The sequence below is a fragment of the Sphingobium sp. SYK-6 genome (assembly GCF_000283515.1).
Classification (GTDB): Bacteria; Pseudomonadota; Alphaproteobacteria; order Sphingomonadales; family Sphingomonadaceae; genus Sphingobium; species Sphingobium lignivorans.
In genome coordinates this window covers 2,287,180-2,309,887 of the sequence record NC_015976.1, presented here as the reverse complement: position 1 = coordinate 2,309,887, position 22,708 = coordinate 2,287,180, and the positions used below count along the sequence as shown (strand labels likewise).

Genomic DNA, 22,708 nt, shown 5'->3' with positions numbered 1-22,708 from the left:
ATGGCCTTGCCATCCCTGTCTCTCGGTCTGGATGCCGTTCTCACCGGTCGGCCGGCGCTGCTCGCGCCCGGCGTGACCAGTGCGATGGGAAAATTGCCCGTGGCAGGTCCGGTGCGGATCGGCTGGCTGGGGCTGGAGGGCGATACCGTGGCCGATCCCGTCCATCATGGCGGGCATGACAAGGCCGTGCATCTGGTACCCCAGGAACATTATGGCTGGTGGCGTGAGGCGATAGGGCCGCATGACCTGCTGACGCGCCCGGGCGCCTTCGGTGAGAATCTGGCGACGCGCGGCGCGACGGAAGTCGACCTCTGCCTTGGCGACCGCTTCGAACTGGGGACGTCCTTGCTGGAGATCAGCCACGGGCGCCAGCCATGCTCCAAGCTCAATCATCGCTTCGGCCGCAACGACGTGCTGGCAAAGGCCGTGGCGAGCGGCCGCTGCGGCCTCTATCTGCGCGTGCTGCGCGAGGGCGAAGTACAGGCCGGCGAGCCTGTGACTCTCGTTGCACGGCCGCATCCGGACTGGCCCGTTGCACGGATATTCGCCCTGCTCATCGGGGGAGGGCACAAACGAGATCCTGCCGGCGTGGCTGCGCTGGCGCGCATGCCGGTGCTGGCGGAAGCCTGGCGGGGGCGGGCGGAAGCGCTGGCCCGCTAAGCGGCCATGGCGAGAGGAACGAAGAAGCGCCATCCGCCTGATGACAGGGCCGATGCCGGGCCGGCGGAAGCGGAAGCGCGGTGCTGGCTTTGCGGGAGATTGCTCGGCCGACGCATCGAATGGCATCACCCGGTTCCGAAAGTGAAGGGCGGGCGCCTGACCCGGCCCGTGCATCCGATCTGCCACCGCGCGATCCATGCCAATTTCAGCAATGGAGAGCTCCAACGCACCGGCGACGACGCCGCCGCCCTGCAGGCAGCGCCAGCCATGGCTTCATTTCTGCGCTGGATCGCTGACAAGCCGTGCGATTTTCATGCGCCGACGCGCAGACGCCGGGTTTAGAGACCGGGCGGGACATCCCGCACCGCAGGCTCAGTGAGCGCGCAGGCGCTCGATGGCTTGCGCCAGCGCGACGTACAGCTTGCCGATGTCCGACGACACCATGGTGAGCGCGAGCGTGCTGCCATCTCTGGTCGCCATGACGGTGCGCAGCAAGGCCTCGAAGTCATGGATGTAGCGGTTCACATGCTCGCGGAAATCCGCATCCTCATTGTAGAGCGCATGGACATATTTGGCGTCCGCGCTGCTCACCAGCCTCGTTGCCCGCCGGGCGAACAGTCCCTGATCGCCCTTGAGATAGGCAGTCCAGTCAGCCTCGGAGACATCCTTGTCGAGCCATTTGTTGACGTCGATCGCGCGTTCGTTGAGCGAGGCAATCAGGCGGGCCGAGCGCTCGGCCATCAGTTCGCGGTCCTGCCCTTCGATCCGCTCGGCATTGCCGGCAATGGTCCGCTCGAGCGTCTGGCTGGCATCGGTGAGGGTGAGCATCTGCCGGGTGAGCTTGTCAGTCGCGCGGTGCGCGGCTTTCACGGCTTCGTCCGCCACCGACGTCAGCCGGGCGAGATGATCCGTGACGACCTGTCCGACGGCCTTGTCCATGGCTTCGCCACTTGCTGCGCCCAACTCGGCGGCGGCTGCCGGGATCGCCTCTGCAATCGCCGCGCGCGCCCGGTTGGCAGCGGCATCGGCCGTTTCGCGCACGCGCAGCAGCGCCTCGATCATCTGCGGCCCGACCGATTCGCCCAGCCGCGCCATGCTGTCGCTCGCTTCGCCCACGGCTTGCGCGAGCGCCGCGACTTCCGCCTTCTGGGCCGCAAGAGCCTGCTGGGAGCGCTGGAGCGCCTCGCCGAGCGCGGCAGCATGGCCCTTGGCGAGATCGTCGGACTCGCGAAGCTGGCTGACGACGCCGGTGGCGACAGCTTCCACGGCTTCGATGGCCGGATTGGCGTCCCGGATGCGGTCATGCAGGGCGCCGAGCCGCGTTTCCACGCGCCCCATCGCCGTCGGCAGGCTCTCATCCAGCTCGCGGACCCCGGAATCGAGCGCGACCAGCAAGGCCTCGGCCCGACGGACGAGCTGCTCCGAACTGCCGTGGCCGTCCTCGATGGCATCCACCAGCCGCCGGGTATCGCCGGAAAGCTGCATCATCGTCGAGGACAGCCGTTCGGTGCGCGCCATGGCGGATTGTTCCAGCGCATTGAACTCGCCGGCCAGTTCAGTGACCCCGCGCGCCGTGCTCTCAAGCCAGGCATTGCTCTTCTCCGCCTGGCCCATGATCCGGGCGTCCAGCGCATCGAGAATGGTCTCGATCTTGCGGCAATGCTCGGCGAAGCGTTCATGCGCGTTGCCGGCGGCGCGATCGATGCTCGCCCGGCTCTCCTCGACCAGCGCGGCGAGAGCGACATTCTGCGCCTCGATGCGCTCCTGGGTCGAAGCGAGCACGCCCTTGACCCGATCGAGCGTCAGATCGATCCGCGCGGAGGAGAGCTCGGAGAGGCCGGCCAGTTCCTCGCCGGCCGTTCGCGTGCCCTCGCGCAGATCAGCAAGCTGGTCCCCCAGAGCCTTGCCTGCATCGAGCAATTGCAGCCGCACTTCCTCCGCGACGAGGGCCGTGGACTGGAGCTGCTGATCAAGCGAATCGTGGCGATGGCCGATCTCGCCGCTGGTCCGGGCCAGCGTCTCGCCCAGCGTTGCCAGTCGGTCCTCAAGGCGGGGCAGCGCCTCGCTCATCGTCGCGATCCGTTCGCTCAGGTCCGTGAGAGTCGCGATGGAAGCGCCCGTGCTCTGCTCGATCTGGGCGGTCTGGGCGCTCATGGCCTGGACGGTGCCGAGGATCGCGCCGGCAGATTGGTCTGCCATCGCCGCGAAATCGCGTGTCTGGTTCATGAAAAGGGCCTGGGCTTCGCCGAGCCGGATGGCGGCGCGTTCAGCCTGGCCGACCGTATCCCGCGCGCCGGCAAGCATGGCGGGGTTCATGCCCTGATCGCGACGCGGCCTCGCAAGCCATGCGGCAAGCCCGCCGAGCAGCACCAGCGGTGCGGCAAGAACCGCCACCAGATTGACGAGAGGCGCGAGGCGAAGCGCGATGTCAGGATCGACGCCGCTTGCCGCCACGAGCGCAATCCAGCCGATCGCTGCGAGCGCAACCAGTCCCAGGCCGGCGAGACGCACGAAGCCGCGTCCAGAGTCTTCAGAATAAGAGGTTTCCTCCACGGCAGCCTGTTCCGAAAGAGACGCAGCCGTCTGGCCATCGCTGCGTGCGAAGCGGTCCGGAAAGGCCGGTTCATTCCATCCGGAGTCGGATTCGCGCAATCGCGCCAGCCAGTCATGACTCATGCCGTCTGCATCCCTTGCCGGTTCGGAGTCCGGGCCCCCTGTCCCTGAGTGGGACGGATTATTCTCTTTTTTGCGCCCTGTCATGGGCTTGTCCTTAACATTTTAGCCTCGCCGTGGAACCGAATTTTACGCCCTGTTTACGTTTGCCGCCCTATTTTCAGCGCATGGCTTATGACCCCGGCACTCTTGAGGCAGCCCTTTCCGCGGCTGTCGGATCGGACCTCGCGCTGATCGCTGAGTTGCGCCGCGCGTTCATGGAAAGCGCCGAAAGGCAGCTCGATCTTCTGTCCCGCGCCCGCTGCGACGCGAACTGGACCATGGCAGCTCTCAAGCTCAAGGGATTGTGCGCGAGCTTCGGCGTGAACAGCGTGATGGACCTTGCTGACGAAGCCCTGGAAAGTGCGCCGGGCGATCCGGTCATCCTGCGGCGGATCCGCGATGCGATCGCTCTGGTCGAAGGCGAAACGCGGGACTGAACGCCCGGCAGAAAATTTTCTCATTTCGCACCCGCGGCATGCAACCAACGCGCCGGTAGCACGTTTCATCGACGCCCGCTGTCCACTGCAGACCCGAGCAGCGGTCAACACTGCCCCGCCTTGGCGGGGCTTTTTGTTAGGAGCGTTCGCCGGCGATCGACACTTCGCCGTTCCGGCAAGCCCGCGCGGCCTGTCTGCGCAAGAGGTTCACGCCCTCCGCTTGCATTCAGGCTGTCTCGCCGTCAGACAGGAGGCATGTCGAAAGCCCTGGATTAACACGTCGGATGGCGCTTGTTGCCTTGCTCAGTGCGCGTGACGGCGCGCGCGACCATGCTGATGGGGATCGGGCCGGCTCGCTCATCGAGTTCGGAGGGCAGCCGCTCGTGGGGTATCAGGCGCGCCTGGCTGTCGCGGCCGGAGCCGAACGCGTGCTCATTCATGTGGATGAGGTCACGCCGGAGCTTTCCCGGCTTGTCGATCAGATTGGCGGCCCGCGCGCACCCGAGGTGGCTCTTTTCCAGGACATGACTATCCTCGCTCGCAGCCTTGCTCCCGAGGACCGCGTGCTTCTCATTGCCGAGAATATCGTCCTGCCTCCCGACACGCTGGCATCATTGCTCGTGGCCGGGCCGGCGGCAGTGCTGGCGCTGCCGGCCGTTCCGGCTACCAGCGACCTGGAGCGCATCGATGGCGGCGCCGTCTGGGGCGGCGCGCTGTGCCTTCCCGCGACTCGCGTGCTGGCGACGATCGACATGCTCGGCGAATGGGATCTGGCGCTCACTCTGCTGCGCCGGGCCGTCCAGGACGGGATTGCGCGCGTCGCACTCTCGCCGGAAATGGTTATGGAGGGGCGGCTCGCGCTGGTCCATGACCAGGAGAGCGCAGACCTCGCGCTGCAGGCGCTCAGCGACCGCAGTCAGGCCGATCTCTCCGGACGCGCAAGCGGGCTCGGCAGCCTTCTCGCGCCTGTCTCCCGGGCGATGGTGCGCGAACTGGTGCGAAGGCAGATCGATCCTTCCCTGCCGGTCGCCCTCTCCTTGTTGCTTGCCTCGGCAGGACTTGCCCTGGGCCTGAGCGGCTGGATGATCTCCGCGCTGGGCGTGATGTTGCTGGCGCTGGGCACATGCGATCTGGCCCGACAGGCTGCGCTGGTGACACTGCGTGTCGCCGGCCCGCCGTGGCGCGAGCGGCTGGTGCACGGGGCTGGCCTCGCTCTTCTTGCCGTGTCGGGCCTGCATCTTTCAGGAGGCCAGCCACTGATGCTGGCGGGCGCCTGGTTGCCGGTCTTCCTGATCGGCGTGCTGGCGCTTGCCGATGAGCGCGCGCCCCCGGCAGGTCTGTGGACCCGCTGGGCCCGCCTCACCGTGCCGACCGCGACACTGATCATTTTCCTGGGCTATCTTCTCGGCCGGCCGGACGGCGCTTTTGCCTTGCTCGCAGCGCTCTGCGCGCTGATCGTTACCATACGCTTGTTCCCGGGCGTGCAGAAGGTGGCCTGAGACCAGCGGTGCATCCAGCTTCCTGCTGAATCCGCGCCGGGAATTTAGGGCCTATTAAGGCTGTGGCGTTAAGCACGTGCCATGAGCATGGCCAACGATCCCGTCGAGCAGCGCCCCTATGGCGTGGGCGAACGGCCAGCCGCGCGCCTCTCGCGTCGCCTGATCGAGGACGTCCGCCACGGCACCGATCTCGCATGGCTCGCTGCGGCCACCCCTCGTCGGTGGACGGACGCATTGCTCGCCGAAACCCGGTTTCATCTCGCCGGGATGATGAACACGATCGAGCTCGCCATCGGCCTGCACGTGGGCGATCCGCATATCGAGGCGCTGCTTTCCGATCTCGGGACCGGCTATGCCCGCCGCGCGATCGAGAGCGATCTCGACCTGCTCTCTCCGGAATTGCTGGGTCATTTGCGTCGACGCGCCGCGGTGGCGCTGCTGCTGCGCAACGATGACGCGCCGGGCGGCCCAGCGAGCTTTGCTGCATTGGCTTCCGGTGCTGGCAATGACATCTATATCGAGGCCTTGACGGCTCTTGGCATAGCGGAGAAGCGCTGGTCTGCGCCGATGCTGCTGGATGCGCCGATGCGGCCCGACCTTCCCGCCGAGCATTATCATGATCTCGCATGGACGGTTGCCGCATTGCTGATCCGGGGCTGCGAGCGCTTTCCCGGCCACGAGGCGCCTGCGGCGGTCAAGGCGATCGCGCGGGCGACCGAACAGCTGATCGGCCGCCATGACGAAGGCCAGGGCGCCTTCGCGCTGGCCCGCCGTTGCGCGCGGAGTCTTCCCTCGGAAACGCGCCATGCGCTGGCATCGGCCGCTCTCGTGGACGCCAGGCTTCTGCTTTTCGCCGCACTTGCAGAAAGCGAGACGGGACTGCCGCTCGACGACGTGCTCGACGCCATGATCGACCTTCGTGATGAGCCGCGCCTCGCATTGCTGCGCCTCATGCGGGTCGGCGATGCCGTCGCTTTCCGCGCCGCCGAACTGCTCGCGCCGCTGAACGGCATGGCGGCGGGCGGCGATGCTGCGCTGGTCGCCTTCATCGAGGATTATCGCCGCTATACCCCCGATCGCGCCGCGTCATGGCTTGACCGGATGTCCGGACCTCGCGCCCTCGCCGATAAACTCGCGCTGCTGGACCGCGTGCGATGATCGCGCTCAAGCCCGCCGCGCAGGCTCGGCTGGATCATGAAGGTTCCATCCTCTCGGCAGATGCCGCGCTTCTGCGCCTGCAGGTCGAGGCGGGCGGCGATCCGAACGGGCCGCTGGCCGTGCCGGCGCTCGCGCAACTGGTCCGTCTCGTCCGCCGCTTGTCGATTCCCGTCTCCCGCGCGGTCGAAGTCGTCGACGGGGCATCCGATGCCAGCATGTGGGTCCAGATCCGTCCCGACGGGGAAGGCTATGCGCTGACCATCGTCGACTGGCAGACCCGCGCGCCCGAGGAACCCGCCGGCGGTATCGGCCCCTTTCCGGAGCCGGGGGAGGAGGGCGCGAACGGCTGGTCCTGGCAAGTCGATGCACGGCTGCGCTTTCGACGCTCCTACCAGGAAGCGGAAGCGATCGGGCACGAGCCGCCGCGCGCTGGCGAGCCGCTGACGGGCTATTTTCTGCTGGATATCGTCGCCGACGATGAGAGCCCTGCCATGCCGCTTCTGGAAGCGCTGGCATTGCGAGTGTCGTTCCGGGATCAGCCGGCTCGGCTGCGCGCCGATCCGTCCATTCATTATCGCCTGTTCGGCGAGCCGCTGTTCGACAATGTCGGCGGCCTGACGGGCTATCGTGGACAGGCGGTCCCGACCGTTTTCGAGACCGACCTGTCCGCCGCGTCAGCCAGTCCGTCATCGGCGGAGGCAGGCCGGATCTTCAGCGCCGATCTTGGCCGGCGGCTCGATCAGGCCCTGCGCCAGCCGATCGGGCGGATCATCGCCAATGCCAGCACGATCAGTGGGCAGCTCCAAGGCCCCCTGCGGCAGGACTATGCCAATTATGCGGCGGATATCGCGGCGGCAGGACGGCATCTGCTGGAACTGATCGACGACCTTGCCGACCTGCAGGCGATCGAGCGTCCGGGCTTCACGACGGCGAAGGAGGAAGTCGACCTGGCCGATATGGCCCGTCGCGCCGCCGGCCTGCTCAATCTCAAGTCCGCCGCCCGTCATGTCCGCATCCAGACACCGCCTCTGGGAGAGCGGGCACCGGCCTGTGCCGAATATCGGCGTGTCCTTCAGATCCTCGTCAATCTGGTCGGCAACGCGGTGCGTCATTCGCCGGGGGACAGCACTGTCTGGGTCCGTGTCGATGTCGAGAATGGCCGCGCGCGGGTCGTGGTGGCGGATCAGGGCGGGGGCATCGATCCCGCCGATCACGAACGCATCTTCGAACGATTCGAGCGTCTGGGCCTGAGCGGCGAGGAAGGAAGCGGCCTTGGCCTCTACATCTCGCGCCGGCTCGCCCGTGCCATGGGCGGCGACGTGACGGTGGAAAGCGCACTGGGCCAGGGCGCGCGCTTCACGCTCGACCTGCCGAGCTGGACGGGGCAGTAAGCCGGACAGCCGGCCCGCGCCCGGTACGCCGCGACGGCCTGCCGTCGCCCGAGACCGCTTTCCGACAGGCCCAATCGGAGATTCCTACTCCGACAAGCAGAATCCGCGCAGCGCCCGCGCGTCATGCAGCGCATTGTGGGGGACGCTGCTGTTTCGCGCGCTGCTGAACCCTGTCGCATTGATCAGTTCGAAGCGCAGACTGCGCAGATTGATGCGCTCGCCCGGCCCGGTCACCATCAGCGCGCAGAAGTGGGCGAGATCTTCGGGCCAGTCGGCCAGTATCCACGGGTCGGGATCTCCCTGAAGATAGGCCTCGAGCTGTTCTGCGGCCTGCACGCGGTCAAGCACATGATCGACGCCCGGGGGGACGTGACGCAGATAAGGAATGACATTGCGCTCGACCCACGGGTGAATGGCCTCGGGCAGCGGCAGCGAAACGTAGAACTCCTGATCTCCATGCTCGGGGACGAGAGCAAGGCTGATGAGTGTCCCCCCAAAGCCATTATATTCGGTATCGAGAAAATATCGCATGTGCATCCAGGGGTGATGAGAGGGAGTCGCGAGCGCCATAGCGCCCCGGGGCCGTTTGCGCGATCATTTGCACCGCGATATTTGCGTCCGGGAAGCCAAGCTGCCAGTGGGGAGCGTGCGCGCCGGCCATCGGCGCGACCGGAAAGGATGATCCATGCAGCCCCGCGAACTTCTTGGAATCGCCGACGTTCCCGGGGGAGAGCCCTTGCGTCTGTTCCGCCGCGGCAATGATTTCATGATCGTGCTGGATCGCAATGAACTGATGAACAGTCGCATGAGCGGATCGGAAACTGCGCTGGCCGTCATGACGCTGGATCGATTGCCTGGCCGCGGAAAGCGGCATCTGCTCATTGGCGGCTATGGCATGGGCTTCACCCTGCGGGCCGCGCTCGCGAAGATGGATGCTGGCGAGAAGATCACGCTTGCCGAACTGGTGCCGGACATCATCGTCTGGGCGCGTGGGCCGATGGCCGACCTGACTGCCGGCTGCCTGGACGATCCCCGGGTGAATCTCGTCCAGGATGACGTTGCCGCGCTGATCGATGCGGGGCAGGGAACTTATGATGCGATCCTGCTGGACGTCGACAATGGGCCGGACGGGCTCACGGTGGCCGCGAACGATCGGCTATATTCCGCAAGCGGGCTGTCCCGCGCCATGCGGGCGCTGCGGCCCGGCGGCATCCTTGCCGTCTGGTCGGCCGGCCCGGACGAAGCCTTCACTCGCCGCCTGCGCGCTGCGGGCTTCGTGGTGGAGGAAGTGGCGGTGAAGGCGCGCGATAACGGCAAGGGACCGCGCCATGTCATCTGGTTCGCCACCAGGCGCCGGTGAGGGGGCCGGAAAGGCATTTCCGCAAACTAACCTGTGTAAATGCAGGGCCTTGAACTCTTCCCGATGGGAGCGGCGGATTACCGGAGAACCGCATGCAACCGCCCTATCATCGTCTGGAAGAATTCGTACCGTTGACGGGTTCGGACGAGGATCTTGTCCGGCGGTTCGCGGCGTCCAATCGAAAGATCCATCGGGGCCACGCGATCCGGCGGGAGGGCGATCATGTGGGGGGAATCTTTTTCCTGATGGAAGGCTGGGTCGCGTCCTCCATGATGCTTCGCGACGGTCGGCGTCAGATCGTGAAAGTCCATTTGCCGGGCGACATGCTGGGTATGCCCAGCCTCTCGCTTTCACGTGCGGGTGAGACGCTGGAGGCCCTCACTGAGGTCGTCGTGAGCGTGATTCCCTGCCCCGCTCTTGGGCGCATGTTTACCGAGAATCCCAGGCTCGCCGTGGGACTGTTTCTGAGCACACAGAAGGAGAGGGTGGCCTTGATGCAGTCACTCTCATGGATTGGCGCGGCTTCGGCGCTGGAACGCCTCGCGGCCTTCCTGCTCGATTTGCACAGTCGTCTGAACGCTGCCGGGCTGACTCGCGCGGATGGCTTCGATCTGCCGCTGACCCAGCAGCATCTCGCCGATCTGCTGGGGATAACGCCGGTGCATGTGAATCGCACACTCAAGCGGCTGGACCAGGCCGGTTATGTCCAGCGGTCGCGCGGGCGCATTGTCATTGCCGATCTGGCGGGCTTGCGGGCGGTCGCAGCCAATGCGCCGCCGCGCTTTGCGGATCATGACGCCTGGACACGCCTGGGATCTCCCTCGGGCAACCATATCCCCGATCCCTGAGCCGGATGGCCCGTCGGGCGCATCATTGCCGCGCGGCGTCGTCCTGCCAGTCTTCGTTGCCCCGGGCGATCAGGAAAGCGTGGATGGCTTCTGCCTGCGTCTTGCTCAACACATCGCTGAAGCCGGCCATGCCTTGCGCGGCGCGCGTCCCCTTGAGCACGATGTCGAGGAACTGCGCATGGGTCTCGCTGGTCATGTAGCGCAGGTCCTTGAGGCCGCCGCGCGCATTCTCGCCATGGCAGCGCGCGCAGGTCTCGCCATAGAGCTGCGCGCCGAGCCGCACCTCTTCCTCGCTGGCGCGCAGGAAGGGCGGGCGGGGGAGGGCCGTGGGCGGCGGCAGGGGCGGCAAGGCGACGCCAGCGGCATCCAGCCGGAAGACGAGCAGTCGCGCGGGCGAGACGCGGAAGCCGCCGGGAATCTTCGGAAGGCCCGCGACGATCGAGCCGCCCCAGCCGACATTCACCGCGACATATTGCACGCCGTCGATCTCATAAGTGACCGGTCCCCCGATGGCGACATTGTCGACCGGCATCTCCCAGAGCTTGCGGCCATCGTCGGCCCGATAGGCGGCGAATGTCTTTTCGATCGTGCCCTGAAAGACGAGGTTGCCCGCGGTCGCGAGCGTGCCGCCTGAGCCGGGCAGGGAATAAGGCACGCGCCAGGCCTCGCGCTGCTTCACCGGGTCCCAGGCGAGGAGATAACCCTTCTCCATGGCATCCGCCTCGGCCTGCAGTTTCCGGCGGAGCGCGGCGTTCTCCGGCGTGGCGCCCACATAGTCATAACCGGCATTGTTGCGGAAAGGCACGAAACGGAAATCCTCGTCCCGCTGGCGTGCATAGATGATCGATTGCTCCATCGCCGGGAAGTAGACGAGGCCGGTCTTCGGGCTGAACGACCAGGGATGCCAGCTATGCGCGGCAAGGAGGCTGGGCGTGATGCGCTGCGGCGTGGTGGTGAGGTGGACGCCGGGGTAAAGCACCGGCCGGCCGGTCTTTGGATCGACGTGGCTCGCCCAGTTCCCCGGCACGAACTTCTCGGCCGAGATGAGGGCTCCCGTCCTGCGGTCCAGCACATAGAAGAAGCCGTTCTTGGGCGCCTGCATGATGACCTGGCGAGACTTGCCGCCAATCCGCAGGTCCGCGAGCATCATCGGCTGGGTGCAGGTGAAGTCCCAGTCCTCCTCCGGCACCATCTGATAGTGCCACTTATATGCGCCGCTGTCGGCATCGACTGCGACGATGGAGCAGAGGAACAGGTTGTCGCCTTTCCCCTCGCTGCGGAAATGCCAGGAAAGGGGCGAGCCGTTGCCCGTGCCGATATAGACGAGATTGAGGCGCGGGTCATAAGCGAAGCTGTCCCACGCCGTGCCGCCGCCGCCATATTTCCACCATTGGCCGTGCCATGTCGGAAGCGCGATCTTCATGGCGCTGTCCGACGCCTCGCCATCGGGCCCGTTGGCCGGATTGCCCGGAACCGTGTAGAATTTCCATAGTCGGCGCCCAGTCTCCGCATCGAAGGCCGAGACGAAGCCGCGCACGCCATAATCGGCGCCGCCATGGCCGATCACCACCTTGCCGTCGAAGACGCGGGGCGCGCCGGTGATGGAATAGGGATAAGCGCGATCGAAGGTCTGGACAGTCCAGACCGGTTTGCCCGTCTTCGCGTCCAGCGCGATCAGCCGCCCGTCGAGCGCCGCGATGTAGATCCTGCCGTTCCACGCCGCGATGCCGCGCGTGCTGGGACCGCAGCAGGCGAGCCGCGCCCATTGGCGCTCGACCTGCGGGTCATGGGTCCACAGCTTCCTGCCCGTGCGCCCGTCATAGGCCGTGACGATGTTGAAGGCCGAGGCATTGTAGATGATGCCATCGATCACCAGCGGCGTCGCCTGCACGCCGCGATAGGTCGCCAGATCGTCGTACCAGGCAAGGCCGAGGCGTCCGACGGTGCGATCGTTGATCTGGGTCAGCGGGGAATAACGCTGCTCGTCATAGCTGCGGCCGTGCGACATCCAGCTCGCGGCATTGCCCGGCGCATCGGGGGCGCTCATCCGGGCGGAGGTCACATGCGCGGGCTGGTCTCCGGCGCTGGCGCTCGGGGACAGCATGAGCGCCAGCATCCCCATGACCGCTGCCTTGCCGAAATGCATAGTCCCTCCGTGCCCGCGCGGCGCTTATGGCCGCTTGCGGGCGCGATCCTGCCGTTCCTCCGGGAGAAGGCAATGTCCGTGCGCGATGGCGCTGCTGGATGAACTGGAAGGCGCGATGTCGGGGCAGCGAAGCGATGTTCCCTCAGGGGATCGCTTCCGTTACGAGAACGGCATGACCTTGCCAGCAGATTTGCCGCCGCCCGATGCGACACTCTATCTCCGCCCGATCTGGTTCGCCGACACCCCTGTGGGGCTGGCGGAAAGTGATGTTCGGCGTCTGGCCGGCGGGCTCATCTGGTTCCAGGCAGTCGAGGTCCGCTGGATCGACGGCACGGGCGCCAGCAGCAAGGCGCAAGTGCCGTTGGGTCTGCTCGACCGCTGGCAGGCAGGGCTTTCCGACCGGCAGGCCGAGCGCATCGATGGCCTGATGGCAAGCCTCACGGCCCAGCGGGCGCCTCTGACTCTGGGCGAGCGGATCGTGCGCTTCGACACGCCGCAGGTCATGGGCATCCTCAACATGACGCCGGACAGTTTCTCGGACGGGGGAAAGCATGTCGACGCGCCGGAGCGGGCGGCCGATGCCGGCTTCGCGATGCAGCTTGCCGGCGCCTCGATCATAGACGTGGGCGGGGAATCGACGCGGCCCGGCGCTGCGCCGGTCTGGGAAGGCGACGAGATCGAGCGGACAGTTCCGGTCATACAAAGGCTGGCAAGAAGCGGCATCATGGTTTCGATCGACACGCGCAAGGCCAGCGTGATGGAGGCTGCGCTGGCCGCCGGGGCGGGAATCGTCAATGACGTGACGGGCCTGACGCATGACCCCCGCGCGCTGGAGGTGGTCGCCGCAGCGGGTTGCCCGGTGATCCTCATGCACACCCCTTCCGCCGGGGAGGACCCGCATGGCGGCGCTGTCCGCTACAAGGCCGGCGCGGTGGTTGAGGGGGCGGCCGATCTGGCTGTTTTCGACTGGCTGGAAGCGCGGATCGCCGTCTGCCTTGCCGCCGGTGTGCAGCGGGAGCGGATCATCGTCGATCCGGGCATCGGCTTCGGCAAGGCACTGCAGGACGATACCCGGATCATCAATAATCTTTCAATGTATCATGGGCTTGGGGTGCCGATCCTGTTCGGCGCGAGCCGCAAGCGGATCGTCGGCGCGCTGACGGATGGCGCGCCGGTCGACCAGCGGCTCGGCGGATCGGTGGCGCTTGCCCTGACCGCGATCCGCGCGGGCGCTCAGATCGTGCGCGTGCATGATGTACAGGAGAGCGTGCAGGCAGCTCGCGTCTGGCGTGGCCTGCGCGATGCGGCGCTGGTGGCGGGATGAACTGATTGCCGATCAGGCCGGCGCGAGGAGAAGTTGCCGGTCGGCCGCCATGGCATCCGCTTCATTACGGGGGCAGGACCCTGCGCCAAGCTCGGCATCGGCCCGCTTCGGCAGCGCCAGGAGGCTGAGCGCATAGCCGATGATGGCACTGCCGCCATAGCCGACCATCGGCGTCGGGTAATTGCCCAGCGCGGCCGCGAGGATCGCGGTGAACCAGACGGCGCCGAAGACGGCGTAGATCTCGCGCCTCGCCGGATCGCGGGTCCAGCCTGTGATCGCCGGGACAAGGAGCAGAGCGCAGCCGCCGAGCACCGCCGCTCCGGCCGCGGCATGGACGTCGAAAGACGTGTAGAGGATCTGGTCGACATAGGGGACTGCCGGCAGCGTGTCGGCACGAGCCAGCGTCATGGCAAAGCCGGTCACGCTCGCACCCAGTGCCGCGACGACATGCCGGTCGGAGCGCATCATGGCGAGCACGGCAAGGCTCGCCGCCAGCATGCCGGCCATGGCCCGGTCCGGCTGAAGCGCCATGGCAACGGCGGCGGCGATGAGGCCTGCCGTCGCGAGCGCGTCGCGGGTTCGCGCGAACAGGACAAGCATCAGGGGGAGCAGGACCAGGCTTGGCTGGATGGACAATCCGCCCAGCTTGACCCAGCGTGCCGCTCCATCCGCCGTATTGCCGAGCAGAGCGGTCGCCAGCAGCACGCCGGCCATCGCGGCGATCGTCCCGCCGGCCCATCTTTGCCCCGCGATCCGATTGCGGCCGAGCGTCGCCAGAACCGCCAGGCCGATCACGAGAGCGCCGACGTTGATCGCGAGATAGCGCGCCGGCGCCCCGGCAATCGCCATGTAGACAAGGCCAAGGATGACGGCGCCGATCGCGCATGTGATCCCGAGGCGACGAGGGTGGGCGTCATGGTGATCGAGCCTCCAGAGAGAAGACCGCCATCGCGGGTCGGCGAGGCGCGGCGATGAAGAAGATGCGTGGCAAGCGCGCGGGGCATGAGCCCGAACAGGCTGCCCAGCGCGAACAGAAGCGCTTCGGTGTCGTCAGGGATCTCGGCGGTCTCGCAGCGTACGGCGCAGCCCCATGACCGGAGCGAAGGCGGGAGCATGGCTTGCAAGGCCCGACAGGAGAGATCGGCAAGGCCGCGCCGCACGCGACCGCTCATGTCGTCGCCTCGCGCCGTCCGGCTGCAGGAGGCACAGTCCCGGCGGGCGGATTGGCGCGTGCAAGCTGCACACCGCTGGCGGTCAGCCGATAGGCATGTCGCGGCGGCCGTCCTCCCTCGGCCGGTTGCTGCCATTCCGCTTCCAGATGGCCCTGCGCTTCGAGCCGGATCAGGAGGGGGTAGAGCGTGCCGGACTTGACGCCGGCAAGCCGCGCCAGCTCGTAGCCATGGGACCATTTGTCCCGGGTCTCGAGAAGGACGGCCAGCACCGTACGGGCATGGGACGAGAGTGTGCGGGTGCGAGTCATACACGATAACTCTACCTATATAGAGTTATCGTCAAGCCTCCTTCGCGAGGAAAAGACAATGCGCGCGGCGGGGCGGGAAAATCACTGCTTCGGTGGCAGCAGCGCCTTGTCCAGCCTGGCGGCAACGCCGACGTTTCGCCCCGCCAGATTGGCGACATTGTAGCGCATCGCCGTGCCGAGCACCTGCGCCGCTTGCGACAGCGTCAGGCCATAGTCGTCCCGCAGCCACTGGATCATGCCGGTGCTGGAGACCTTGAGCGCTTCGTCCAGCGTGCCGGCCTGGCCCAGCACCATGATCTCGTCCGGAGACTCGACTCGCGGCGTCGACACGCTGCGTCCGGGGATGAGGCCGACCGTCACGGTCACCTCCATGGAGGTCTCGAGCGCATATTGCGTCGTCTCGCCATCGCCCTGGAGCGCGTGGGCGTCACCGAAGTAAAGCAGCGCGCCGGGTTGCTGGACGGGCAAGTAGACCGTGTTGCCTTGCACGACCTCGTTGAAATCCATGTTGCCGCCAAAGCGGCCCGTGTCGCCGGTCGAGATGGCGGGCATTCCGAACCCCGGCGCGACTCCCAGCCCGCCCAGCATCGGCCTCACCGGCACCGAGTAGCCGGCAAGCGCCCCCTGCGCCTTTTCAGGGCGCGCGCGGCCGGCCTCACGATCGAGCAGCCACCTGACCGGCCTGCCGAGCCCGGCCGCATCCGGGACCAGCGATGTGCCGAGCGCGCGCCCGACCACCGCATCGAGACTGTCGGCCCAGTCGCGGTTGAGCGTCAGCTTGCGGATATGGACGACCAGCGTGTCGCCCGGCCGCGCGCCGGCGACGAAGAACGGCCCGGTCTGGGGATTGCCGAACAGCGCGCGGGTCTTGCCATGCTCGTCGACGCCGCCGGAATCGATCGTCGTCGTATGGATCGTGTCGCCGGGCCAGACGACCAGCACCGGCTTGCGGTCGGCATTCCAGCTGTTGGAATAGTCGGTCGGCGTGAAGTCGATGGTTCGCGGGCCGCCGCTGCGCTCCGGGACACGCCAGCCGGTGATCGCGTGCGCGGCGCGGGCGGCGGGGTCGTTGGTGTCGGGCATGTCGGCCATGCCTCTGAGGTCGGTCCCGCGTAGCCGCATCCGATAGCTCGAAACGCGGCCCCGGCTGTCCGTGCCGGTCAGCGTCAGCTCATCGCCCGCCGCGCGCCCCTCGATCCGGTCGCCGTCCAGGTCGCCGGTCACCCGGTTCTCATGCCTCTCCAGGGTGAGCGTGGAAAAGGCGGGATTGCCCCAGAGGTCGGTCCGGAGGATCCAGGTTTCAGCCGCCATAACGGGAGCGGCCAGCATCAGCGCGGAGGCGGACAGAAGCAGGGTGGCAGAGCGGAATGACGACATTGGCAGGCAGGCTCCCGGGGATTGGTTGACAGCATGGCGTATCGTTCGCTCCGGGACCGCATAAGCGCCAATCGGTGAACGCCGGAACGAGTCGGTGAACGACCTGCGCATTCATGATAGCGCGGCGGGATGACGGCGTTTCGCATCCTCTTGCTGCTGATGCTGTGCCTCGCGGACCCGGCGGGGGCGGCCGCTGCCGTGCGCTGGGCGCAGTGCGATGCTGCGCGGCCGTCGCTCTGTCGGCCGGTGATTCCGGAGCAGCTTGCTCTGGATAAGCCGGGCACGACGCTCTCCGCGATCATCACGGTTCCGCCCGATGCCATCCATGAGCCGCTGGCGGTGGATGTCGATGCGATGGCAAGCGCGGAGATTCGCTGGAATGGCGTACTGATCGGCCGCAACGGCGTGCCCGGTCCCGACCGGGCATCGGAAGTGCCGGGGCATTTCAGTTTCAGCGCGCCTGTTCCGCCGTCCCTCGTCCGCGCCGGCGAGAACCGCGTGACGATCACATTATCCGCGCATCATCTCTGGCTGCCGGTCGGTCAGCCCATCCACCGGCTTGCCATTGGTCCGCCGCTCGATGCCGACGCCTATACGCTGCGGCATTATCTCCCGACGCTGGCCACCCTCGCGCTGCCTCTGGGCGTCCTGCTGCTGCTCTGCGCGCTGCTGATCGCCGGCCGGATCGGCAAGCCGGCGCTGCTGCCCATGGCCATCCTCGCGGTGGTGGTCGTGCAGGGGCTGCTCGAGGTGAGCAAGGTGGTGTTTCCTTATACCTATCCCTGGCAGCTTGCGCGCCTCGTCGTGCTGGCGGGCCTCACGGCAATTGCGGGGCTGCTTCTGGTCCTCCTCGCGTGCCGGCTTGTCCTGCCTTCGCGCGCCCGTGCCGCAACGGTCCTCACGGCCGCGGCGATGCTGACGGCCTGCCTGTTCGTTTCCGGGCCGGACCGCCAGGCATTGGCCATGTTCGGAATCGCACTCATCGCCGCAATGGCCTTGGCTATGCCGGCCGCGATGCGGGGCGAGCGGAAAGCGATCGCGCTGGCGGCAATGGCGGTCGCACTGGCGGCATGGGCGTGGCAGGTCGGGCCGAATTTCCTCGATGTCGGCTATTATCTCACGGCCGCCGGCGCGGCGGTCGCGCTCGGCCTGGCGACGGTGCTGCGGCCGGTTCAGGTCATCGAGAGGCCGGTTTCCGCCGCCATGACCGAGCCCGCCGTCACGCTTCGCGATGGTGCGGGTCGTCACATCCTCACGCCTTCGCAGATCGTCTTTCTCAAGGCCGCTGGCGATTATTGCACCGTGCATATGGCCGATGGCCGGCAGCTCATGGTGACCATGACGCTCAAGGCCATACTGAGCCTTCTGCCGGCGGGCTTCCAGCGCATTCACCGCAGCCACGCCATCAACATGGCGCATCTGTCAGGCACGCGGCCGGGGCCGAGCGGGCGCGTCGTCCAGCTCGCCGATGGAACGACATTGCCTGTCGGGCGACGTCATGCGGCCGAGCTGAGTAGGCGCATCTCGGAAATGGCAGGCACGGCGTCGTCGCTGCGTGGCCCCTCCTTGTCCTCGGAGCCAGTTCTCAGGCCGTGATGCTTTACGCCCCCTTCACATTCCGTCACTAAGGGGAGCACGAGCGTCTCCCGGGGAAATGAGGGCCCGTGTCCAGGCAGAAAGTCATCATCGTGTTCGGGACGCGGCCCGAGGCGATCAAGATGTTCCCCGTCGTGCATGCCTTGCAGGCACTGCCGGGAATCGAGACGCGAGTCTGCGTCACGGCGCAGCACCGCGCACTGCTCGACCAGGTGCTGGACCTCGCCGGGATCGTGCCGGACATCGACCTCGACATCATGCAGGCCAACCAGACGCTGGATGATCTCACCGCCCGGCTGATCCTCGCGCTGGGCGCGACCTTCGACGCGGAGAAGCCGGACCGGGTGCTCGTCCATGGCGATACACTGACCACGATGGTCGCGAGCCTTGCCGCATATTATCGCAAGATCCCGGTGGGCCATGTGGAGGCCGGGCTTCGCTCGGGCGACATCCATCACCCCTGGCCGGAGGAAGTGAACCGGCGGGTGGTCGCCTGCATCGCGGACATGAACTTCGCGCCGACACAGGCGGCAGCGGATGCGTTGCGGGCGGAGAACCGCGCGGAAGCGAGCATCCACGTGACCGGCAATACGGTGATCGACGCGCTGCTCGCCACGCTGGCGCGCATTCGCGAGACGCCCGCGCTCGCCGCCGGGATCGGGGGCCTCACCGCGCGCTTCGAGGGCCGGCGCATCATTGCCGTGACCAGCCATCGCCGCGAGAATTTCGGCGACGGGATGGCCAGTATCGCCGGCGCAATCCGCGATGTCGCGGCGCGCGAGGACGTCGCGGTCGTCTTTCCCGTCCATCCCAATCCCAATGTGCGCGGCGTGATGGATGCGGCGCTCGCCGGCCTGACCAATGTCGCGATGATCGAACCGCTCGATTATCCGGGCTTTGTGGGGCTGCTGGACGTTTGCGAGATCGTGCTGACGGACAGCGGCGGCGTGCAGGAGGAAGCACCGTCGCTTGGCAAGCCGGTGCTGGTGATGCGCGAGACGACCGAGCGGCCCGAAGGCGTGCGCGCCGGGACGGCGAAGCTGGTGGGCACGGATCGCGACCGGATCGTTGCTGAAATCTTCACGCTTCTCGATGATAAGGCCGCTTATGGCGCCATGGCGCGCGCGCACAACCCCTTCGGCGATGGCCACGCCGCCAGCCGGATCGCGAGGATCATAGCCGATGCCCATTGAGCATGACACCAGAGTAGCGGTTATCGGCCTTGGCTATATCGGCCTTCCGACGGCGGCGCTGATCGCCCGCTCGGGCATGAAGGTGCTGGGCGTCGATGTGACGCCGCATGTGGTCGAGACGGTGAACAGCGGCCGCGTCCACATAGAGGAAGTCGATCTCGACGGACTGGTGCAGGGCGTCGTTGCGCGCGGCACGCTGCGTGCCTCGCTCGAGATCGAGCCTGCCGACGTGTTCGTCATCGCGGTGCCGACGCCGGTGAGCGAGAACCACGCGCCGGACATCTCCTTCGTGCTGGCGGCGGCGCGCACGATCGCGCCGGTGCTGGCCGCGGGCAATGTCGTGATCCTCGAAAGCACCTCGCCTGTCGGCACGACCGAGGCGGTGCGGGACGCGTTGCAGGCGTTGCGGCCGGACCTGCGCATGCCGGGAACGGCAGCAAACGGAGCGGGCAATGGCCCCGACATCTCCATCGCTTATTGCCCCGAGCGCGTGTTGCCGGGCCGCATCCTCATCGAGCTCGTCAACAATGATCGCTGCATCGGCGGCATCACGCCGCGCTGCGCGCGCAAGGCACTGACGTTCTACCGGCGCTTCGTGCGCGGCGAATGCATCACCACCAATGCCCGGGCGGCCGAAATGGTGAAGCTGGTCGAGAACAGCTATCGGGACGTGAACATCGCCTTCGCCAACGAGCTGAGCGTGATCGCGGACACGATGGGTATCGACGTGTGGGAAGTCATCCGGCTCGCTAATCGTCATCCGCGCGTGAATATCCTCCAGCCCGGGCCGGGCGTGGGAGGCCATTGCATCGCGGTGGACCCCTGGTTCCTCGTCCATGGCGACCCGACGAACAGCCGGATCATCCGCACCGCGCGCGAGGTTAACCTCGCTAAGACGGACTATGTGGTGGAGCAGGCCAGCCGACTCATTGACGATCATCCCGGCGCGCAGGTGGCCTGCCTCGGCCTCGCGTTCAAACCCAATATCGACGATTTCCGGGAAAGCCCCGCGCTCGAGGTCGCGCATCGGCTGGCGAAGCGTTATGGCGCCCGGATACGGCTCGTGGAGCCTTATGCGCAGGCGCTGCCGGCCGCTTTCGACGGCACCGGTGCCACGCTCATCGACATCGACGATGCCATCGAGACGTGCGGTGTCTTCGTCGCGCTGGTGGATCATGACGTCTTCAAGTCCGTGCCGCTCGACGAGCGGTCCGACAAGGCGGTCTACGATACCCGCGGCATGTGGCCAGACCAGCCGGCATCGGCAACGCCGCACATGGCCCTGCGCCGGGCGGGCTGACGCAAACGCCCTTTCAGCGAAGGGGAGGCCGCTCCGCCTGCGCGAGGCGCCGCCCTGCCGACAGCGTCTGCCCGATGAAGAGCAGCACGAAGATCGTGCCCACCGCGCCGACCACGAGATCAAAGCCAGTGACGGTGGCGTTGCGCGCCGGCCCGGACACCATCATCGCGATGGTCATGCCGATCAGGAGGAAGCGCAGTTCCGTCGGGCCCGCGATGCCGTAGGAAAGCTTGAACTCGCCCATGACACGGGCGGCGAGATAGGCGTGGATCGAGAGCAGCAGGTAGCCCGCGACGGCGAGCAGGGCGACATCCACCCGGACGAACGGGCTGAAGCCCATGCCGCCCAGGATCAGCAGCGTGACGATTCCGTCGCAGCTATGATCGATGAAATAGCCATAAGAGGGCCGCTCTATGCGCCGGTAACGGGCGAGGCTCCCGTCCATCGAATCCCCGAACCATTGCAGCACATAGCCGACGATGGCGAGCCACAGCCAGCCGACTCCGAGATTGCTCGCGGCATAGCCAACGAAGGTGGCCACGGCTCCGGCCACGCCCAGGGACGTCAGAACGTCTGGCGTCACCCATGGAGGCATGACCCTGCACAGCCAGTTGAGGAGCTTGCGCTCGGGCACCGCCAGGAGGTTTTTCTGAATCCTCTCGATCGGTTTTGCGGCAAGATTGGGCGGTGTCAGCATGTTTCTGCCCGCTGTCATAGAAGTGTCATTTCAAATGCGCCAGTGCGCTGATCGATTTAAGCGGCTTTTCATGGATATATGCTGCGGGAGCTGAGACGGAGCGAGCCAGCCGTCGGTGAACATGCCCATTGACCTGACCCCGGCCGGCGCATAGCGCGCGAGGCCATGACCGCGAAACCAGCGCCGTCCAAGGAGTCGGCGCGCCTGCGCCTTTACATGCTCAGCATTCTCCTCGACATCGTGGTGCTGGGGCTGGCGTTCGCATTGGCCAATTTTGCGGTACTGCATTCGCTCTGGGGAGAGCCCGGCAAGCCGCACGGCCTCATCATGTTCGCCATGATCGCGCCGGTCTATGCGCTTCTTGCCATCAATGGCGGCGTCTACGGCATCCGCATGATCGGCAATCCCCGGGCGAGCGCCGTCAAGGCGATCTGGAGCCTGGTCCAGGCGGCGATGCTGACGCTCATCATCATCTTCCTGGGCAAGATCGCCGAGCAGCTGTCACGCCTCACTTTTCTCGTGGGTCTGCTGCTTTCCGCCGGTGGGCTTTATGCAGCGCGCTATCTGATCGAGCGGATTGCCCTCCGGCTGGTGGGCGAGGTGCCGCACATCACGGTGCTGCTGGTCGATGGCGTCGAGACCGAGACGCCGCGCGAGGCGCACCGCATCGACGCGACTGCCATCGGCGTTGATCCCGCGCGCCGCGATGCCGGGATGGCCGAGCGACTCGCCGAAGGCATAGGCGGGGCGGAGCGGGTGGTCGTCGCCTGCCCGCCGGAGCGCATCGCCGACTGGCGCGTGGCGCTGACGGCGCTCTCCGCCAAGGGCGAGATCCTCGTGCCCGAAATGCGCCGCTTCGCGCCGGCGAAAGTGAGCGCGTTCGATGACCATCCGACCATCGTGGTGGCGGGCGGCCCGCTGCTGTTCCGGGACAGGCTGCTCAAGCGGCTGCTGGATCTCGCCATCTGCGCACCCGCCATCATTCTGCTGGGGCCGATCCTGATCGGCGCCGCCGTCGCGGTCCGGCTGTCCGGCCCGGGGCCGGTCTTCTTCCGGCAGCAGCGCCTCGGCAAGGATGCCCGGCCTTTCATGATCCTCAAGTTCCGCACCATGCACACGGCGCTCACGGACCAGTCCGCCGAGAAGCTGACCGAGAAGGACGATCCGCGCGTCACGCGGGTCGGCGCCTTCCTGCGTCGCAGCAGCATTGATGAGCTGCCGCAGCTCTTCAACGTGCTGAAGGGCGACATGAGCATTGTCGGGCCGCGTCCCCATGCGCCCGCCGCCAAGGCCGCCGACAGCCTCTACTGGGAAGTGGACGAGCGCTACTGGGCGCGGCACTGCATCAAGCCGGGCATGACCGGGCTGGCGCAGGTGCGCGGCCATCGCGGGCCGACGGACCGGCACGAAGACCTCATCAACCGGCTCCAGTCCGACCTCGAATATGTCACCAACTGGTCGATCTGGCGCGATCTTCGCATCATCGTGGCGACGCTCGGGGTGCTGGCGCATGATAATGCCTTCTGA

The 22,708-nt window shown here is 66.8% G+C and carries 21 protein-coding genes; 14 read left to right on the top strand and 7 right to left on the bottom strand.

Annotated features, from left to right (window positions below; all coding sequences use genetic code 11):
* The gene (locus SLG_RS10405; RefSeq protein ID WP_014076423.1) at positions 1 to 660 is read left to right on the top strand and encodes an MOSC domain-containing protein; all 660 of its coding nucleotides are present in this window, start codon (positions 1 to 3) and stop codon (positions 658 to 660) included.
* 6 nt (positions 661 to 666) lie between these two features.
* Complete coding sequence (locus tag SLG_RS10400; protein ID WP_014076422.1) at positions 667 to 1,002, top strand: HNH endonuclease; 336 nt, start codon at positions 667 to 669, stop codon at positions 1,000 to 1,002.
* A 30-nt stretch (positions 1,003 to 1,032) separates the two neighbouring features.
* On the opposite strand, the gene SLG_RS20375 is transcribed toward SLG_RS10400, so the two are convergent.
* Positions 1,033 to 3,336, bottom strand: coding sequence for a hypothetical protein (locus tag SLG_RS20375; protein ID WP_051003740.1), 2,304 nt, complete (start codon positions 3,334 to 3,336; stop codon positions 1,033 to 1,035).
* A 164-nt stretch (positions 3,337 to 3,500) separates the two neighbouring features.
* On the opposite strand from SLG_RS20375, the gene SLG_RS10390 reads away from it, so the two are divergent.
* The 4 genes from SLG_RS10390 to SLG_RS10375 all read left to right on the top strand — a co-directional run bounded on the left by SLG_RS10390 (position 3,501) and on the right by SLG_RS10375 (position 7,860).
* Positions 3,501 to 3,812: a hypothetical protein gene (locus SLG_RS10390; protein WP_014076420.1), complete on the top strand. Its 312-nt coding sequence runs from the start codon at positions 3,501 to 3,503 to the stop codon at positions 3,810 to 3,812.
* Between the two features lie 284 nt (positions 3,813 to 4,096).
* Positions 4,097 to 5,311, top strand: coding sequence for a hypothetical protein (locus tag SLG_RS20370; protein ID WP_014076419.1), 1,215 nt, complete (start codon positions 4,097 to 4,099; stop codon positions 5,309 to 5,311).
* An 81-nt stretch (positions 5,312 to 5,392) separates the two neighbouring features.
* On the top strand, positions 5,393 to 6,469 hold the full coding sequence (locus SLG_RS20365) for a hypothetical protein (protein WP_014076418.1): 1,077 nt from the start codon (positions 5,393 to 5,395) through the stop codon (positions 6,467 to 6,469).
* On the top strand, positions 6,466 to 7,860 hold the full coding sequence (locus tag SLG_RS10375; RefSeq protein ID WP_014076417.1) for a sensor histidine kinase: 1,395 nt from the start codon (positions 6,466 to 6,468) through the stop codon (positions 7,858 to 7,860). Before SLG_RS20365 ends, SLG_RS10375 begins: the two co-directional genes overlap by 4 nt.
* A gap of 84 nt (positions 7,861 to 7,944) precedes the next feature.
* Here SLG_RS10375 and SLG_RS10370 read toward each other — a convergent pair whose 3' ends face one another.
* Positions 7,945 to 8,391: a hypothetical protein gene (locus tag SLG_RS10370; protein WP_041391904.1), complete on the bottom strand. Its 447-nt coding sequence runs from the start codon at positions 8,389 to 8,391 to the stop codon at positions 7,945 to 7,947.
* 154 nt (positions 8,392 to 8,545) lie between these two features.
* On the opposite strand from SLG_RS10370, the gene SLG_RS10365 reads away from it, so the two are divergent.
* Both SLG_RS10365 and SLG_RS10360 read left to right on the top strand, forming a co-directional pair.
* Positions 8,546 to 9,220, top strand: coding sequence for a spermidine synthase (locus tag SLG_RS10365; RefSeq protein WP_014076415.1), 675 nt, complete (start codon positions 8,546 to 8,548; stop codon positions 9,218 to 9,220).
* 92 nt (positions 9,221 to 9,312) lie between these two features.
* The gene (locus SLG_RS10360) at positions 9,313 to 10,068 is read left to right on the top strand and encodes a Crp/Fnr family transcriptional regulator (RefSeq protein WP_014076414.1); all 756 of its coding nucleotides are present in this window, start codon (positions 9,313 to 9,315) and stop codon (positions 10,066 to 10,068) included.
* A gap of 22 nt (positions 10,069 to 10,090) precedes the next feature.
* Here SLG_RS10360 and SLG_RS10355 read toward each other — a convergent pair whose 3' ends face one another.
* Complete coding sequence (locus SLG_RS10355) at positions 10,091 to 12,214, bottom strand: PQQ-dependent dehydrogenase, methanol/ethanol family (RefSeq protein WP_014076413.1); 2,124 nt, start codon at positions 12,212 to 12,214, stop codon at positions 10,091 to 10,093.
* Between the two features lie 172 nt (positions 12,215 to 12,386).
* Here SLG_RS10355 and folP point away from each other — a divergent pair, with 172 nt between their 5' ends.
* Positions 12,387 to 13,538 carry a dihydropteroate synthase gene (folP, locus tag SLG_RS10350; protein WP_041393112.1) on the top strand — a complete coding sequence of 384 codons (1,152 nt, stop codon included), beginning with the start codon at positions 12,387 to 12,389 and terminating at the stop codon, positions 13,536 to 13,538.
* Between the two features lie 12 nt (positions 13,539 to 13,550).
* Here folP and SLG_RS10345 read toward each other — a convergent pair whose 3' ends face one another.
* Positions 13,551 to 14,387, bottom strand: coding sequence for a hypothetical protein (locus tag SLG_RS10345; protein ID WP_014076411.1), 837 nt, complete (start codon positions 14,385 to 14,387; stop codon positions 13,551 to 13,553).
* Positions 14,388 to 14,509: 122 nt separating this feature from the next.
* Here SLG_RS10345 and SLG_RS22360 point away from each other — a divergent pair, with 122 nt between their 5' ends.
* The gene (locus SLG_RS22360) at positions 14,510 to 14,632 is read left to right on the top strand and encodes a hypothetical protein (protein ID WP_269453876.1); all 123 of its coding nucleotides are present in this window, start codon (positions 14,510 to 14,512) and stop codon (positions 14,630 to 14,632) included.
* 74 nt (positions 14,633 to 14,706) lie between these two features.
* Here the strand turns inward: SLG_RS22360 and SLG_RS10335 are convergent, their stop codons facing one another.
* Both SLG_RS10335 and SLG_RS10330 read right to left on the bottom strand, forming a co-directional pair.
* Positions 14,707 to 15,018 (bottom strand): PadR family transcriptional regulator, encoded by a 312-nt coding sequence (locus tag SLG_RS10335; protein ID WP_014076410.1) that lies wholly within the window; start codon positions 15,016 to 15,018, stop codon positions 14,707 to 14,709.
* An 81-nt stretch (positions 15,019 to 15,099) separates the two neighbouring features.
* Complete coding sequence (locus SLG_RS10330; RefSeq protein ID WP_197535665.1) at positions 15,100 to 16,329, bottom strand: acetamidase/formamidase family protein; 1,230 nt, start codon at positions 16,327 to 16,329, stop codon at positions 15,100 to 15,102.
* A 195-nt stretch (positions 16,330 to 16,524) separates the two neighbouring features.
* Here SLG_RS10330 and SLG_RS10325 point away from each other — a divergent pair, with 195 nt between their 5' ends.
* The 3 genes from SLG_RS10325 to wecC all read left to right on the top strand — a co-directional run bounded on the left by SLG_RS10325 (position 16,525) and on the right by wecC (position 20,484).
* The gene (locus SLG_RS10325; RefSeq protein WP_014076408.1) at positions 16,525 to 17,991 is read left to right on the top strand and encodes a LytTR family DNA-binding domain-containing protein; all 1,467 of its coding nucleotides are present in this window, start codon (positions 16,525 to 16,527) and stop codon (positions 17,989 to 17,991) included.
* 68 nt (positions 17,992 to 18,059) lie between these two features.
* The gene (wecB, locus tag SLG_RS10320; protein WP_014076407.1) at positions 18,060 to 19,184 is read left to right on the top strand and encodes a non-hydrolyzing UDP-N-acetylglucosamine 2-epimerase; all 1,125 of its coding nucleotides are present in this window, start codon (positions 18,060 to 18,062) and stop codon (positions 19,182 to 19,184) included.
* Positions 19,174 to 20,484, top strand: coding sequence for a UDP-N-acetyl-D-mannosamine dehydrogenase (wecC, locus tag SLG_RS10315; RefSeq protein WP_014076406.1), 1,311 nt, complete (start codon positions 19,174 to 19,176; stop codon positions 20,482 to 20,484). The genes wecB and wecC overlap by 11 nt, the downstream gene beginning before the upstream one ends.
* A 13-nt stretch (positions 20,485 to 20,497) precedes the next feature.
* Here wecC and SLG_RS10310 read toward each other — a convergent pair whose 3' ends face one another.
* A complete protein-coding gene (locus SLG_RS10310) occupies positions 20,498 to 21,181 on the bottom strand; it encodes a CDP-alcohol phosphatidyltransferase family protein (RefSeq protein ID WP_014076405.1) in 684 nt (227 codons plus the stop codon).
* Between the two features lie 165 nt (positions 21,182 to 21,346).
* Here SLG_RS10310 and SLG_RS10305 point away from each other — a divergent pair, with 165 nt between their 5' ends.
* On the top strand, positions 21,347 to 22,708 hold the full coding sequence (locus tag SLG_RS10305) for an exopolysaccharide biosynthesis polyprenyl glycosylphosphotransferase (RefSeq protein WP_014076404.1): 1,362 nt from the start codon (positions 21,347 to 21,349) through the stop codon (positions 22,706 to 22,708).